Raw genomic sequence first — 13,172 nt, 5'->3', positions numbered from 1 at the left:
GATTGCGCCCCGGCGCCCGTTCCGGGGCGCGCGAGCCGCGAGGGGGACCGCCAGATGACCACGATGACCGACCGCAAGAACGCCGCCATCTCGCGCGGCGTGGGGATGACCACCCAGATCTACGCCGACCGCGCCGAGAACGCGGAAATCTGGGACAAGGACGGCAAGCGCTACATCGACTTCGCCGCCGGCATCGCGGTCGTGAACACCGGCCACCGCCACCCCAAGGTCATCCAGGCGGTCAAGGACCAGCTCGACCGCTTCACCCACACCTGCCACCAGGTCGTGCCGTATGAGAACTATGTGGCGCTCGCCGAGCGGCTGAACCGGCTCGTGCCCGGCGACTTCGAGAAGAAGACCATCTTCGCCACCACCGGCGCCGAGGCGGTCGAGAACGCCGTCAAGATCGCCCGCTACGCCACCGGGCGCAGCGCGATCGTGGCCTTCACCGGCGCCTTCCACGGCCGCACCTTCATGGGCATGACGCTGACCGGCAAGGTCCAGCCCTACAAGGCCGGGTTCGGGGCGATGATGCCCGACGTCTATCACCTGCCGTTCCCGAACGACCTGCACGGGGTCAGCCAGGACGACGCGCTCGCGGCGCTCGACAAGCTGTTCAAGGCCGACGTGGACCCCAAGCGCGTCGCTGCGATCATCGTCGAGCCGGTGCAGGGCGAGGGCGGGTTCTACCCGGTCCCCGCGGGCTTCATGCAGAAGCTGCGGGCGCTCTGCGACGAGCACGGGATGCTGCTGATCGCCGACGAGGTCCAGACCGGCTTCGCCCGCACCGGCAAGCTGTTCGCGATGGAGCATCACGGCGTCGCCGCCGACATCACCACCATGGCCAAGGGGCTGGGCGGCGGCCTGCCGATCTCGGCCGTCACCGGCCGCGCCGAGGTGATGGACGCGCCGAACCCCGGGGGCCTGGGCGGCACCTACGCCGGCAACCCGCTGGGGGTCGCGGCCGCCCACGCGGTCCTCGACGTGATCGAGGAGGAGGGGCTGTCCGAGCGCGCCGAGCGCCTGGGCCAGCGCCTCAAGCAGCGGCTCGCCAGCCTGCGCGACGACGTGCCCGAGATCATCGACATCCGCGGCCCCGGCCTGATGAACGCGGTCGAGTTCAACGTCGCGGGCACCGACACGCCCTCGCCCGAGTTCACCAACAAGGTGCGGGAAGAGGCGCTGAAGCGGGGCCTGATCCTGCTGACCTGCGGCGTCTACGGCAACGTGATCCGCTTCCTGCCGCCGCTGACGGTGCCGGATGCGGTGTTCGACGAGGCGCTGGGGCTGCTCGAGGACGCGATCCGCGCCGCCCGCGGACCGGGGGCACATCAGGCGGCCGAGGACGGTGATTTGCAGCCGGGCGCGCAGGAGGCCTGAACAAAGCCGGGGGCTTCGCGCCCCCGGACCCCCGCGGGATATTTGGGTCCAGCCCGAGGGGGAGGGCGGTCTCGGCCCGGCGCTGATCCGCTGCGCAGGCGCCCCAAGCACCCGCGAGGAGGCTGGTGCGGTGGGCTGGACAGCCAATCTGGCGTTTGGCCGCTCTACGCGGAGCCCGGCTGTGCGGGCGGCTAGAGGCCTCCGACCAGCGCCTCGGTCAGCGACGCCTCGGCCTGCGTGAGGCCCGCGATCACGTCCATGTGGTGCCGGCCCGGTTCCACCGTCAGCCGCGTCGTGCGCGGCATCCCGGCCCAGGCGTCGGCGATGAGGCGCGACTGGCGCACGAAGACCGGGCGCTCGTCGGCGCCCACCCAGACGTGCAGATCGACGTGGGCCGCAGGCGCGTGGAACAGCGGGCTTTCTGCCGCCGCGGTCGCGTCGTCCAGCCCTAGGTCGCCCGCCATCGCGGTGCGCTGCAAGGGTCGCAGGTCGAAGAGCCCCGAGATCGGCAGGCAGCGCGCCACCCGGTCCAGCGCCTTGAGCGGGCTGTCCTCGCAGATCATCCGCGCCGCCAGATGCCCGCCTGCCGAATGGCCGCTGAGGTTGATCGGCCCCGCGACCCGCGCGGCCGCCGCGTCGATCTGGGCCGCCACCTCGTCGCGCATCTGCCGCAGCCCGGCCTCGGGCGCGAGCGGATAGCCGGGCAGCAGCACCGCCCAGCCCCGCGCCAGTGCGCCGCCCGCGTGGTGCGAGAACCAGCGGGGCCCGAAGCGCAGCCAGTAGCCGCCGTGGATGAACACGGCGAGGCCCCTGGGCGCGCCGGCGGGCAGGTAGAGCTCGCCGCGCCCCACCGCCTCGGGCGGGTGTGCGGCGCGGAATACCTCGGCCTCGCCTTCCCACCGGGGGGCGAAGTCCTCGCCGCCGGGGATGTGGGCGACGTTGGCATAGGCGTCGTCCCAGTCCGTGATCTGCTCGACCCGGTCGCTCATTCCGGCTTCACCTTCGCTGCGGTGCCCTTGGCGAAGGCCTCGAGCCGGGCCTTCGCGGCCTCCTGCGTGTTGACCACGCCGGCGACGACCGCCTCGGCATAGGCCGCGTCCAGCGCGCTCATGTTCTGCATGTGGCTGATCGCCGAGCAGATGGCGAAGTTCGACAAGGGCGGGTTCTGCGCCGCCGCCCGCGCGATCTCATAGGCCTTGGCCTCGGAGTCGGGCACCAGATACTGCGCCAGCCCCACGTCCACCGCCTCTTGCCCGCGATAGAGGCGCCCGGACAGCATCATGTCGATCATCCGCGCCTTGCCGATCAGGTCGGCCACCCGGATCGTCGCCCCGCCGCCGGTGAAGAGGCCGCGCTGCCCCTCTGGCAGGCCGAAATAGGTGGTCTCGTCGGCGACCCGAATATGGGCGGCCGAAGCAAGCTCCAGCCCGCCGCCCACCACCGCGCCCTTGAGCGCCGCGATCACCGGCACGCCGCCGTATTCCATCTTGTTGAACGCCTCGTGCCAGCGCAGGCAGACGTGCATGAAATCGGCGGCCGAGCGGTCCGCGTGGTAGTGCTCGACCAGGTCCAGCCCGGCGCTGAAATGCGTGCCCTCGCCGCGCAGCACGCAGGCGCGCACGCCGGCGCGGGGCAGGGTGGCGAAGACCTCGATCAGCTCGTCGATGGTGGCCGCGTCCAGCGCGTTGCGCTTGGCGGGGCGGTTCAGCGTGACGGTGGCGATGCCGTCCTCGTCCACGTCCAGCACCACGTTCTCGAGCGAGAGTTGCGAGATCTTCTTCATGGATCAGCCTTTCGGGATCAGGTGGATGACAAGGGGAAGGGTCGCCACGCTGAGCGCGGTCGAGATCAGGATCGCCGCCGACACCCGTTCCTCGGCGATGCCGAAGTGGTGGGCGAGGATGTAGACGTTGCCCGCCACCGGCAGCGCGGCGGCGGCGACCATGACGCCGGCCGCGACCGGATCGACGGCGAACGCCAGCGCCGCAAGGCCGACGGCCAGCGGGTGCAGGACCAGCTTGACCCCGCTCAGCGCCAGCGCCGGGCCGACGCGCCGGGCCGGGCGCAGCGCCAGCGAGGCGCCGATGGCAAAGAGCGCGCCGGGGGTGGCGGCGGCGCCCAGAAGCGACAGGAACTCGGCCGCGGGCGCGGGCAGCGGCAGGTCGAGCCCCGCCCAGGCGAGCCCCGCGAGCATCGCCACGATCATCGGATTGGCGACGATCCCGCGCAGCACCGGCCTGAGCGTCGAGGGGCCGATGCGCCCGTGCCGCACGGCCGCGATGATCAGCGTGATGAGGGTGGAAAACACCAGCATGTCCAGCGTCAGCACCATCAGCACCGGGCCGATGGCGACCTCGCCCAGGATCACGACCAGCATCGGCACGCCCAGGAAGCCGGTGTTCCCGATCATCCCGGTGTGGGCCAGCATCGCCGCCTCGGCCGCCCCGCTGCCGCGGCTGCGGGCGACGGCGAAGACCACCGCCCAGACGGCCAGCGACCCGGCGAGATAGGCCAGCACGAAGCGCAGGTCGAAGAGCGCGCCGAGATCGAGCCGCGCGGCAAAGCCGAACAGCATCGCCGAGAGCGCGAAGTAGAAGACGAAGTTGGTCAGCGCCGCGGTCGCCTCGGCCGAAAAGAGCCGCAGCCGCCCGGCCAGCCAGCCGGTGCCGATCAGCGCAAAGAACGGCAGCGTCTTGAGAAAGATCGCCAGCATGGGCGTCCCCCCTCGATCCGCCTCCCGCCGGGGACAGAACCACTCTGCGCGCGCGGGCGCAAGGTCGGGGTCTCAGCCGCGCTGCACCAGATAGCGCCGCGCGCCGCAGGCCAAGGGCGTGGTGCCGAGCAGCCGGTGCCCGCCCTCGGCGCAGAAATGCGGCACGTCCAGCACCGCCGCCGGATCGGTCGCCACCAGCGCCACCCGGGCGCCGGGGGGCAGCGCCAGCAGCGCCTTGCGCAGCCGCAGGACCGGCAGGGGGCAGAGCAGGTGGCGGGCGTCGATCTCGGCCACCGCGTCCGTGGCGGTGGCGGCCTCGTCAGGGGCGCTCATGCGGCGGCCGGGCGCTTTCCGCGGGCCCAGTCGGTCGCCCTGTCCCAGTCGAGGCGCACGGCCATGCCGTCGGCAAACTCGAGGAACGCGGGCAGATAGGCGGGCGGCACCGCGGTCAGGACCGGCACGCCCTCGGACAGCGCCAGCCCGATCAGGTCGCGGAAGCCGCGGCCCGAGGCCTCCTGCTTGCCGAACTTGTTGATGATCAGCAGGTCGGTCGTCCGGGTCAGCCGCGCCGCCACCATCGCCACCGCCCGTTCGAGCGCGTCGCTGTCCAGCCGGCAGCCGTGCGAGCCGCGCCCCAGCGACTGCGAGATCCGCAGCGGCGCGCTTGAGGCGCCGAGGATCGTCAGCTCGACGTCGCACTCGTGGCGGTGGCGGGGGTCGAGGTTCGCCTGCACCGCCCCGGCCAGCCGGAATCCGTCCGCCATCAGCGACATGGCGATCTCGGCCATGCGCGCGTTGGGGTCCCCGCGGTCCTCGTGGATCACATAGCCGAGCATGGGACCACCCTAGCGGCTCGCCCCCGCCGGCGTAAAGGACAGCATTGCCGCAGCCGACCGCCGCAGGTGATCCGTCGCGGCGGCGCGCAACCGGCGGGCGAGCGCGGGGCGCCTACCGGAGGGGGGCGCCGAGGGCGGGGCGCTTGCGGCGGCCTTGGGCTCAACGCATGGTGCCGCCCATGCAACCGACCTCTACCCCTGCCCAGCCTGACGCCGCGCCCGACCGGGGCGCGCCGGTCGGCGTCGTGCTGGCGGGGGGGCGCGCGCAGCGGATGGGGGGTGGCGACAAGCCGCTGCTCGATCTCGGCGGGCGGCCAATTCTCGCCCATGTCCTCGCCCGGCTGGGCTGCGCGCAGGCGATCAGCGCGAACGGAGACCCCGCGCGCCTCGCAGCCTTCGGCCTGCCGATCCTTCCCGATTCGCTGCCCGACTTTCCCGGGCCGCTGGCCGGCGTCCTCGCCGCGCTCGACTGGGCGGCGGCCGAAGGGCACGCCCGGGTCGTCACCGCGGCCGGGGACACGCCGTTCTTTCCCCTCGACCTCGCCGCCCGGCTCGCCGCCGATCCGGCGGCCGTGGCGCTCGCCACCCACGACGGGCGCGACCACCCCGCCTTCGCCGCCTGGGACACCTCCCTGCGCGCGCCCCTGCGCGACGCGCTGATGCAGGGCGAGCGGCGGATGCGCAGCGTGATGGAGGCGCTCGGCGCCGCCCGCGTCGCCTTTGCGGGCGCGGACCCCTTCTTCAACATCAACACCCCCGAGGACCTGGCCGAGGCCCGCCGCCGCCTCGCCGTGGGTGAGGAGACCGCATGGACCTGAAGTCCGTCCTCATGGGCCTCGCCTTCGCGGCGATCTGGGCCTCGGCCTTCACCGCGACGCGGATCGTCGTGGTCGAGATGCCGCCGCTCTTCGCGCTGGTGGTACGCTTCGCCATCTCGGCGGTGATCGCGCTCGGGCTCGCCCGGGCGATGGGCCAGTCGCTGCGGCTGACGCGGGACGAGGCGCGGACGGTGGTGATCTTCGGCCTCTGCCAGAACGCCCTCTACCTCGGGCTGAACTGGATGGCGATGCAGCGGGTCGAGGCGTCCGCCGCCGCGATCATCGCCTCGATGATGCCGCTGCTGGTGGCGTTCTTCGGCTGGGCCGCGGGGCGCGAGCCGCTGCGCCCGCAGGCGGCCCTCGGCCTGCTGCTGGGGGTGACGGGCGTCGTCGTCATCATGAGCGTGCGGCTGCGCCACGGGCTCGACCTCGTGGGGGTCGCCATGTGCCTTGTGGCGGTGGTGGCGCTGACCGTCGCCACGCTGGTCGTGCGCGGCACCGGCGGCGGGTCGAACTTGATGGCCATCGTCGGCTGGCAGATGGCGGTCGGCGCGGTGGCGCTGGCCCTTCCCTCGTTGCTGCTCGAATGGGGCGAGCCGGTGCGGTGGACGCCGCGGCTGGTGGGGGCGCTGGCGTTCTCGATCTTCATTCCCGGGATTCTCGCCACCTTCATCTGGTTTCGGCTGGTCACCCGGATCGGGGCGGTGCGGGCGGCGGCGTTCCATTTCCTGTCGCCGCCGCTGGGGGTCACGATCGCGGCGCTCGCGCTGGGCGAGCGCTTCGGCTGGTCGGACGTGATCGGCTCGCTCATCGTCGCGGCCGGCATCCTGATGGTGCAGCTGGCGCGGGTGACGCCCGCCGCTCAGCGCTCGCCCACCGCGCGGACCGACGGGCGGTCCTGACAGCGCGCCGCCCAGTCGCGGATCGCCGGGGTCGCGGGCAGCCGGTCGCCGAACCACGCGAACGGCGCCGCGCAGAGCAGGTCGGCGGCGCTGAAGCCGGCGCCCAGCAGATAGGGCTGGCGGCTGAGAACCTCATCAAGCCGCCGGATCGCGGTGTCGAAGTCGCGCAGGCTGGCGGCGATCGCCGGGTGGTCGATGCCGGCCCAGTGCAGGATCGCCAGCGGCTCGAACACGCCCTGATACCAGAAGAGCCACGACAGCAACGCGCCGCGCTGCGGGTCGCCGATCGGGCGGCCGATCCCCTCGGCCGGGAAGCGGTCGGCGAGATAGAGGATGATCGCCCCGCGTTCGCGCACATGGTCGTTGCCGTCGGTCAGATAGGGCACCTTGCCCTCGGGGTGGGGATTGGCCGGATCACGGCCGCCGGTGCCGTCCTGGCGCGGGATGGTGACCTCGCGCACCGTCACTTGGTCGGTGATGCCGAGTTCGTGGAGGAGCTGCACGACCGAGGTCGAGCGCGAGTTCGGGGCGTGGTAGAGGGTGAGCATCGGGGCCTCTTGAGGTTGGTTCGCCCCGTCATCGCACGGGGCTGCTGACAGGATCGGGCAGCAGCCCGCCGGGCGGGCGGCTTGCGCGGCGCCGTCCGCTCACCGAAGGTCGCGGCATGGCCCGCTCGGACCGCCTGATGCGCCTGATGGACGCGCTGCGCCGCCTGCCGGCGCCGGTCACCGCGCAGCGGCTGGCCGCGGAAACCGGCGTCTCGCTGCGCCAGCTTTACCGCGACATCGCCAGCCTGCGCGCCGGCGGGGCGCTGATCGACGGTGCGGCGGGGGTGGGCTATCGCCTGACCGAGGACCCGGCCTTGCCGCCGCAGAGCTTCGACCGGCTCGAGATCGAGGCGCTGCGGCTGGCGGTGGCGCAGCTGCCCCGGCTGGGCGACCCGGCGCTGACGCGGGCGGGCGAGGATGCGCTGGCGCGGATCATCGCCACCCTGCCCGAGCGGCAGGCGCAGATGGCGCTGCACGCGGTGGCCCGCGTCTGGACCCCGGCGCCGACCGAGCTCGTGCCGCCGCACCTCGACCTCGGCGCGATCCGGCAGGCGTGCTGGGACGAGACGAGCCTCGTGATCCGCTACCGCGATCTGACCGACGCGGTGACCGAGCGCGAGGTCTGGCCGCTGGGGATCAGCCACGCCGACCGCTCGCTCATGCTGCTGGCGCATTGCCGGCTGCGGATGGATTTCCGCATCTTCCATATCCCGCGGATCGAGCGCCTGTCCCCGGGCGGCACCAGCTTTCGCCCGCGCCGGGTGGCGCTGCTGCGCGACTACGTGGCCCAGCGGATGTGTGAGCGGCGCGCCGAGGGGGCGGGGGCCTAGAGCTCGTCCCGCAGGCACATCGCATAGACGGTGCGGGCGGCCACCTGCGCATTGTCGATGCGCGGGTCGAGGTCGAGCGAATAGGCGATCCGCAGCAGCGTCGTGGCCATCCCGCCCAGCAGGTTGGCGACGTGCTGGCGGTCGGCGCGGCTGCCGGACTGGTTCCTCGCCGCCTCGCCGATGCCGGCGGCGATGTAGCGGGCGGCCTGGCGCTGGGTGGCGCCGCCCTCGCGCTGGGTGACGGCGATGTGCATCAGGTCGCCCGCGACCTCGCACACGTCCTCTTCGGTCACCTGGGCGGTGGCCGGGGTGGCGAGGGCGAGCGCCAGCGCGAGACAGAGGGAAAAGCGGGGCATCGGTCACCTTCAAGGTGGCGCACCGGGCAGGGGCCGCGGCCTCACGTTTCCGTGAAGAGTGGGGCGGCCCGCCGATTCGCGCAAGACCCGCGACCGGGCCCCTCAGGCAGCGGGCGAGAAGATCGCCCGGCTCTCGTCGCAGGCGTAGCGCGGGGCGAGGCCGGGGGCGCGGGCCGCCACGTCGGCGATGGCGTCGAGGATGAAGCGGACCTCGGCCTCAGGCGCGAGCCAGCAGAGGTTGAGCCGCACGAAGCCGGGCTTCTCGACCTCGTGCCCCGCGAGGATCGCGGCCCGCAACCGGTCCGACGCATCGCGATCCAGCCCGAGCAGCCGGTGGACATAGGGCCCCGCGCAGGCGCAGCCGCCGCGCGCCTGCACCCCGTGCAGGTCGCTCAGCATCCGTGTGGCGAGCTGCTGGTGGACATGGCCGCCCTGCCCGTCGCGGATCCGGAAGGACAGGATAGGCACCCGCGGGCAGTCGAGATTGCCCAGGAGCTCGATCCGCGGGTCGCGGGCCAGCCGGGCCCGCGCCATCGCCCACCAGCGCGCGTGCGCCGCGTCGATCGCCGCCTGCCCGACCGCGTCCTTGACCGCAAAGGCCAGCGCCGCGCGGATGTCGCCGATGACGTTGGGGGTCCCGGCCTCCTCGCGCGCCTCGACGCCCGCGGCATAGTCGTGGCCGTGCGGCGAGACGAAGCGCACCGTGCCGCCGCCGGGGCTGCTCGGTCGGTCCGCGCGCACCGCGTCGCGGCGGACGATCAGCACGCCCGAGGCGCCCGGCCCGCCGACGAACTTGTGGGGCGAGGCGACCACCGCCTCCATCCCCAGGCTCAGGTCGATGGGCAGATAGGGGGCGCCACCGGCGTAGTCCCAGACCACCCGCGCGCCCGCCGCGTGGACCTGCGCGGTCAGCGCCGCCACGTCGCAGGTGATGCCGGTGACGTTGGAACAGGCCGACAGCGCCACCACCGCGTCGGGCACCAGCGCCGCCGCCAGCGCGTCCGGGCAGGGGCCGCCGCACGCGGCCTCGGGCAGCTCGACCACCGTGGCGCCCGATTCGCGCCACGGCAGGATGTTCGAGTGATGCTCGTAGGGCCCGAGGATCGCCGTCGTCCCCGGCCCGACGCCCATCAGATGCACCAGCCGGTTGATCCCCGCCGTGGCACCCGACCCGGCAAAGATCACCGCGTGGGCGTCGTCGCCGTGGCAGCAACGCAGGATCTCGGCCCGCGCGGCCCGGCGGGCGCGGGTCATGGCCGCCCCGCAGGCCGAGGCCTCGGTGTGGCTGTTCGCGTACCACGGCAGGATCTCGTCCATGACAAAGCTTTCCACCTGCCGCAGCGCGCGGCCCGAGGCGACGTAATCGGCATAGACCAGCGGGTGCGGGCCGAACGGGCCATCCACCGGGATGCCGTGGCCGATCAGCCCGGCGTGAAGGGCAGGGGCCGGGTCGGAGCCGAGCGCGGCGCGGAAGCGGGAGAAGAGATCAGGCTGGGTCATGCGATCCAGTTTGACCCATGCGGCGCGATAGATCATCATCATTCGCACAGCCCAAAGACCTGTTTGGTTGTCATATGATCGCCTCAACGCCCCGTCTCGACGAAACCGACCACCGCATCCTCGCCGAGCTTCAGGCCGACGCGAGCCTCTCGCAGCGGGAACTCGCCGAGCGGCTGGGGCTGTCGCAGAACGCCTGCTGGCGGCGGATCGGGCAGTTGCGCGCGGCGGGGGTCCTGCGCGGCAGCCGGGCGGTGATCGACGCCCCCGCAGTCGGGCTGGGGCTGACGGTGTTCGTCCTGATCCGCACCCGCCACCACGACGACCGCTGGGCCGACCGCATCCGCCGCCGCGCCGAGGCGATCCCCGAGATCACCGCCCTTCACCGCATCGGCGGCGAGTGGGACTATCTCGCGCAGGTCTCGACCGGCTCGATGGCGGGCTATGACCGGGTCTACAAGGCGCTGATCGAGGGGCTCGACCTCGAGCGCGTGACCGGGATGTTCAGCATGGAGACGATCTTCGCCGACCGCCCGCTGCCGACCCGCCGGGCGGGTGAACGATAGGTGAACCAAGCCGCCGCACCGGCGTTGGGCGGGATGCTGCGCGCCGACGACTGCCTTTATCCCACCGATGCCGGGCTTTACTGCCCGCTGGGCGATTTCTTCATCGACCCGGTGCGCCCGGTGCCGCGGGCGCTGATCACCCACGGCCATGGCGACCACGCCCGGTCGGGGCACGGGGCGGTGCTCGCCACCGCGCAGACGCTCGACATCATGGCGATCCGCTATGGCGAGGACTTCACCGCCCGGCGGCAGGTCGCGGACGGCCCGCTGCGGCTCGGCGGCGTCGAGGTGAGCTTCCATCCCGCCGGCCACATCCTCGGCTCGGCGCAGATCCGCCTCGCCTGTGCGGACGGGCCGGTGATCGTCGTCTCGGGCGACTATTGCCGCACCCCGAACCCCGTCTGCGCCCCGTGGGAGCCGGTCGCCTGCGACATCTTCGTGACCGAGGCGACCTTTGGCTTGCCGGTCTTCCGCCACCCCGACCCCGCGGCCGAGACGCGCCGCCTGCTCGCCAGCATGGCCGAGTTTCCCGACCGCAAGCACCTGATCGGCGCCTATGCCCTCGGCAAGGCGCAGCGGGTCATCGCGCTGCTCAGGGCCGAGGGCTACGACGCCCCCATCCACCTGCACGGCGCGGCCCAACGGCTGACCGAGTATCACGTGGCGCAGGGCATCGCGCTGGGCGACCTGCGCCCGGCCACCACGCCGAAGGACATCGAGGGGCAGGTGGTGATCGCCCCGCCCTCGGCGTTCGCCTCGCCTTGGGTGCAGCGCTTCCGCGACCCGGTGATCGGCTTCGCCTCGGGCTGGATGACGGTGCGCGCCCGCGCCCGCCAGCGCGGGGTCGAGCTGCCGCTGGTCATCAGCGACCACGTGGACTGGCCGCAACTCACCCAGACGCTGCAGGAGCTGCGCCCCGAAGAGGTCTGGGTTACCCACGGCGCCGAAGAGGGGGTGCTGCGCTGGTGCGCGCTGAACCAGATGCGCGCCCGGCCGCTGCGGCTGGTGGGTTACGAGGACGAGGCCGAATGAAGGGGTTCGCCGACCTGCTCGAGCGGCTGGCGTTCACGCCCTCGCGCAACGCCAAGCTGCAACTTCTGCAGCATTACCTCGAACGCACCCCGGACCCCGACCGCGGCTACGCCTTCGCTGCGCTGACCGGCGACCTGAAGCTGCGGACCGTCACCCCCTCGCTCTTGCGCGGGCTGGCCGTCGAGCGCTTCGACGACGAGCTCTTCGCGCTCAGCTACGACTTCGTCGGCGACCTCGCCGAGACCATCGCGCTGCTATGGGAGGGCGAGGGCGGCGCCACGCTCAGCGTCACCGACGCGGTGCGGTTGCTCGAAACCACGGGCAAGGCGGGGCTGCCCGCGGCCATCGCCGGGGTGCTCGACCGGCTGGGCGCGTCGGAGCGGCTCGCGTTCCTCAAGCTCGCCACCGGGAACCTGCGGATCGGGCTGTCGGGCCGGCTGGCGCGGACGGCGCTGGCGCAGATGGGCGGGCCGGGGCTCGCAGAGATCGAGGAGCTGTGGCACGGCCTGACCCCGCCCTTCACCGAGCTGTTCGCCTGGATCGAGGGCGGCCCGCGCCCCGAACAGGCGGCGCTGGCGCCGTTCCGCCCGGTGATGCTGTCCACCCCGACCGACCTTGACGAGCTGCGCGCGCTCGACCCGGCCGAGCACGCGGCCGAGTGGAAGTGGGACGGCATCCGCGTGCAGGCGGTCAGCGACGGCGGCGTGCGGCGGCTCTATTCGAGGACCGGCGAGGACATCTCGGCCGCCTTCCCCGACGTGATCGCGGCGATGAACTATGATGGCGCGCTGGACGGCGAGCTGGTGGTGCGCCGCGACGGCGCGGTGGCAAGCTTCAACGACCTGCAGCAGCGGCTGAACCGCAAGGGGGTCGGCCGGGCGATGCTGGCCAGCCACCCGGCGGGGCTGCGGATCTATGACGCGCTGATCTGGCAGGGCCGCGACCTGCGCGGCCTGTCCTTCACCGAGCGCCGCGCGGTGCTGGAAGCGGCCGACTTCGGCTCGGACCGGATCGACCTGTCGGGGCTCTTGCCCTTCGAGACCTGGGACGACCTCGCCGCGCTCAGGGCCGATCCGCCCGACGCGGTGATCGAGGGCGTGATGATCAAGCGCCGCGATTCGGTCTATGTCGGCGGCCGCCCGCGCGGGCCGTGGTTCAAGTGGAAGCGCGACCCGCGGGTGGTGGACGCGGTGCTGATGTATGCGCAGCGCGGGCACGGCAAGCGCTCGGGGTTCTACTCGGACTTCACCTTCGGGCTCTGGGACGGCGAGATGCTGGTGCCGGTCGGCAAGGCCTATTTCGGCTTCACCGACGAGGAGCTGCGCGAGCTCGACCGCTTCGTGCGCAACCACACCACCGAGCGCTTCGGCCCGGTGCGGGCGGTGGCGCCGAAGCTGGTGCTCGAGGTCGCGTTCGAGGGGGTGAACAGCTCGGCGCGGCACAAGTCCGGCGTGGCGATGCGCTTTCCCCGCATCAGCCGGATCCGCTGGGACAAGCCCGCGGCCGAGGCCGACCGGCTCGAGACGCTGGCCGCGATGATCGACACGCCCAATGCCTTCGACGCCGAGACCGCCCGCGCCGGCACCCGCCACGGCCGCAAGAAGCGCCGCGACGAATCCCAGCCGCCCGGAGGGGCGGACGTGTCGGACTTGGGCCAGAACGACGGTGCGGAACGGTCCGCGGGGGGCCCGGAC

General features: G+C 72.9%; 14 protein-coding genes and 1 pseudogene. 7 read left to right on the top strand and 8 right to left on the bottom strand.

Annotated features, from left to right (window positions below; translation table 11 throughout):
- Positions 1 to 54 precede the first annotated feature (54 nt).
- Positions 55 to 1,380, top strand: coding sequence for a 4-aminobutyrate--2-oxoglutarate transaminase (locus HGN31_RS07195; RefSeq protein ID WP_168782781.1), 1,326 nt, complete (start codon positions 55 to 57; stop codon positions 1,378 to 1,380).
- A gap of 191 nt (positions 1,381 to 1,571) precedes the next feature.
- Here the strand turns inward: HGN31_RS07195 and HGN31_RS07190 are convergent, their stop codons facing one another.
- The 5 genes from HGN31_RS07190 to HGN31_RS07170 all read right to left on the bottom strand — a co-directional run bounded on the left by HGN31_RS07190 (position 1,572) and on the right by HGN31_RS07170 (position 4,929).
- Entirely contained in the window at positions 1,572 to 2,369 is a 798-nt protein-coding gene (locus HGN31_RS07190) for an alpha/beta hydrolase (RefSeq protein ID WP_168782780.1), read from the bottom strand.
- Positions 2,366 to 3,163: a crotonase/enoyl-CoA hydratase family protein gene (locus tag HGN31_RS07185; RefSeq protein ID WP_036707738.1), complete on the bottom strand. Its 798-nt coding sequence runs from the start codon at positions 3,161 to 3,163 to the stop codon at positions 2,366 to 2,368. The genes HGN31_RS07190 and HGN31_RS07185 overlap by 4 nt, the downstream gene beginning before the upstream one ends.
- Before the next feature lie 3 nt (positions 3,164 to 3,166).
- A complete protein-coding gene (locus HGN31_RS07180; RefSeq protein WP_036733338.1) occupies positions 3,167 to 4,093 on the bottom strand; it encodes an AEC family transporter in 927 nt (308 codons plus the stop codon).
- Positions 4,094 to 4,165: 72 nt separating this feature from the next.
- Entirely contained in the window at positions 4,166 to 4,426 is a 261-nt protein-coding gene (locus tag HGN31_RS07175; protein ID WP_052171629.1) for a sulfurtransferase TusA family protein, read from the bottom strand.
- A complete protein-coding gene (locus HGN31_RS07170; protein ID WP_168782779.1) occupies positions 4,423 to 4,929 on the bottom strand; it encodes a DUF2478 domain-containing protein in 507 nt (168 codons plus the stop codon). Before HGN31_RS07170 ends, HGN31_RS07175 begins: the two co-directional genes overlap by 4 nt.
- A 179-nt stretch (positions 4,930 to 5,108) precedes the next feature.
- On the opposite strand from HGN31_RS07170, the gene mobA reads away from it, so the two are divergent.
- Positions 5,109 to 5,747, top strand: a complete 639-nt coding sequence (gene mobA, locus HGN31_RS07165) for a molybdenum cofactor guanylyltransferase MobA (RefSeq protein ID WP_211096352.1) — start codon at positions 5,109 to 5,111, stop codon at positions 5,745 to 5,747.
- On the top strand, positions 5,738 to 6,649 hold the full coding sequence (locus HGN31_RS07160; protein WP_036733335.1) for a DMT family transporter: 912 nt from the start codon (positions 5,738 to 5,740) through the stop codon (positions 6,647 to 6,649). Before mobA ends, HGN31_RS07160 begins: the two co-directional genes overlap by 10 nt.
- Here HGN31_RS07160 and HGN31_RS07155 read toward each other — a convergent pair.
- Positions 6,610 to 7,197, bottom strand: a complete 588-nt coding sequence (locus HGN31_RS07155; RefSeq protein WP_168782777.1) for a glutathione S-transferase family protein — start codon at positions 7,195 to 7,197, stop codon at positions 6,610 to 6,612. The genes HGN31_RS07160 and HGN31_RS07155 overlap by 40 nt on opposite strands.
- A 116-nt stretch (positions 7,198 to 7,313) precedes the next feature.
- On the opposite strand from HGN31_RS07155, the gene HGN31_RS07150 reads away from it, so the two are divergent.
- The gene (locus tag HGN31_RS07150) at positions 7,314 to 8,027 is read left to right on the top strand and encodes a helix-turn-helix transcriptional regulator (protein ID WP_168782776.1); all 714 of its coding nucleotides are present in this window, start codon (positions 7,314 to 7,316) and stop codon (positions 8,025 to 8,027) included.
- On the opposite strand, the gene HGN31_RS07145 is transcribed toward HGN31_RS07150, so the two are convergent.
- Both HGN31_RS07145 and HGN31_RS07140 read right to left on the bottom strand, forming a co-directional pair.
- Positions 8,024 to 8,383 (bottom strand): hypothetical protein, encoded by a 360-nt coding sequence (locus HGN31_RS07145; protein WP_168782775.1) that lies wholly within the window; start codon positions 8,381 to 8,383, stop codon positions 8,024 to 8,026. The genes HGN31_RS07150 and HGN31_RS07145 overlap by 4 nt on opposite strands.
- Positions 8,384 to 8,485: 102 nt before the next feature.
- The gene (locus HGN31_RS07140; protein ID WP_168782774.1) at positions 8,486 to 9,883 is read right to left on the bottom strand and encodes an aminotransferase class V-fold PLP-dependent enzyme; all 1,398 of its coding nucleotides are present in this window, start codon (positions 9,881 to 9,883) and stop codon (positions 8,486 to 8,488) included.
- A 74-nt stretch (positions 9,884 to 9,957) separates the two neighbouring features.
- Here HGN31_RS07140 and HGN31_RS07135 point away from each other — a divergent pair, with 74 nt between their 5' ends.
- The 3 genes and pseudogenes from HGN31_RS07135 to HGN31_RS07125 all read left to right on the top strand — a co-directional run.
- Positions 9,958 to 10,446, top strand: a complete 489-nt coding sequence (locus HGN31_RS07135; protein WP_168782773.1) for an Lrp/AsnC family transcriptional regulator — start codon at positions 9,958 to 9,960, stop codon at positions 10,444 to 10,446.
- 36 nt (positions 10,447 to 10,482) lie between these two features.
- The gene (locus HGN31_RS07130) at positions 10,483 to 11,478 is read left to right on the top strand and encodes a ligase-associated DNA damage response exonuclease (RefSeq protein WP_168783850.1); all 996 of its coding nucleotides are present in this window, start codon (positions 10,483 to 10,485) and stop codon (positions 11,476 to 11,478) included.
- Positions 11,475 to 13,019: pseudogene (locus HGN31_RS07125) on the top strand (cisplatin damage response ATP-dependent DNA ligase); the annotation flags it as partial. The gene HGN31_RS07130 and the pseudogene HGN31_RS07125, both read left to right, overlap by 4 nt.
- Positions 13,020 to 13,172 lie beyond the last annotated feature (153 nt).

The organism is Paracoccus sanguinis, assembly GCF_012689545.1.
Classification (GTDB): Bacteria; Pseudomonadota; Alphaproteobacteria; order Rhodobacterales; family Rhodobacteraceae; genus Paracoccus; species Paracoccus panacisoli.
This window is presented reverse-complemented; position numbering and strand designations above follow the sequence as displayed.

What these genes read in the sequence shown, in the direction of transcription:
- HGN31_RS07195 (WP_168782781.1), top strand. Translation starts at nt 55, where the DNA reads ATGACCACGATGACCGACCGCAAGAACGCCGCCATCTCGCGCGGCGTG.
- HGN31_RS07190 (WP_168782780.1), bottom strand. Translation starts at nt 2,369, where the DNA reads ATGAGCGACCGGGTCGAGCAGATCACGGACTGGGACGACGCCTATGCC.
- HGN31_RS07185 (WP_036707738.1), bottom strand. Translation starts at nt 3,163, where the DNA reads ATGAAGAAGATCTCGCAACTCTCGCTCGAGAACGTGGTGCTGGACGTG.
- HGN31_RS07180 (WP_036733338.1), bottom strand. Translation starts at nt 4,093, where the DNA reads ATGCTGGCGATCTTTCTCAAGACGCTGCCGTTCTTTGCGCTGATCGGC.
- HGN31_RS07175 (WP_052171629.1), bottom strand. Translation starts at nt 4,426, where the DNA reads ATGAGCGCCCCTGACGAGGCCGCCACCGCCACGGACGCGGTGGCCGAG.
- HGN31_RS07170 (WP_168782779.1), bottom strand. Translation starts at nt 4,929, where the DNA reads ATGCTCGGCTATGTGATCCACGAGGACCGCGGGGACCCCAACGCGCGC.
- mobA (WP_211096352.1), top strand. Translation starts at nt 5,109, where the DNA reads ATGCAACCGACCTCTACCCCTGCCCAGCCTGACGCCGCGCCCGACCGG.
- HGN31_RS07160 (WP_036733335.1), top strand. Translation starts at nt 5,738, where the DNA reads ATGGACCTGAAGTCCGTCCTCATGGGCCTCGCCTTCGCGGCGATCTGG.
- HGN31_RS07155 (WP_168782777.1), bottom strand. Translation starts at nt 7,197, where the DNA reads ATGCTCACCCTCTACCACGCCCCGAACTCGCGCTCGACCTCGGTCGTG.
- HGN31_RS07150 (WP_168782776.1), top strand. Translation starts at nt 7,314, where the DNA reads ATGGCCCGCTCGGACCGCCTGATGCGCCTGATGGACGCGCTGCGCCGC.
- HGN31_RS07145 (WP_168782775.1), bottom strand. Translation starts at nt 8,383, where the DNA reads ATGCCCCGCTTTTCCCTCTGTCTCGCGCTGGCGCTCGCCCTCGCCACC.
- HGN31_RS07140 (WP_168782774.1), bottom strand. Translation starts at nt 9,883, where the DNA reads ATGACCCAGCCTGATCTCTTCTCCCGCTTCCGCGCCGCGCTCGGCTCC.
- HGN31_RS07135 (WP_168782773.1), top strand. Translation starts at nt 9,958, where the DNA reads ATGATCGCCTCAACGCCCCGTCTCGACGAAACCGACCACCGCATCCTC.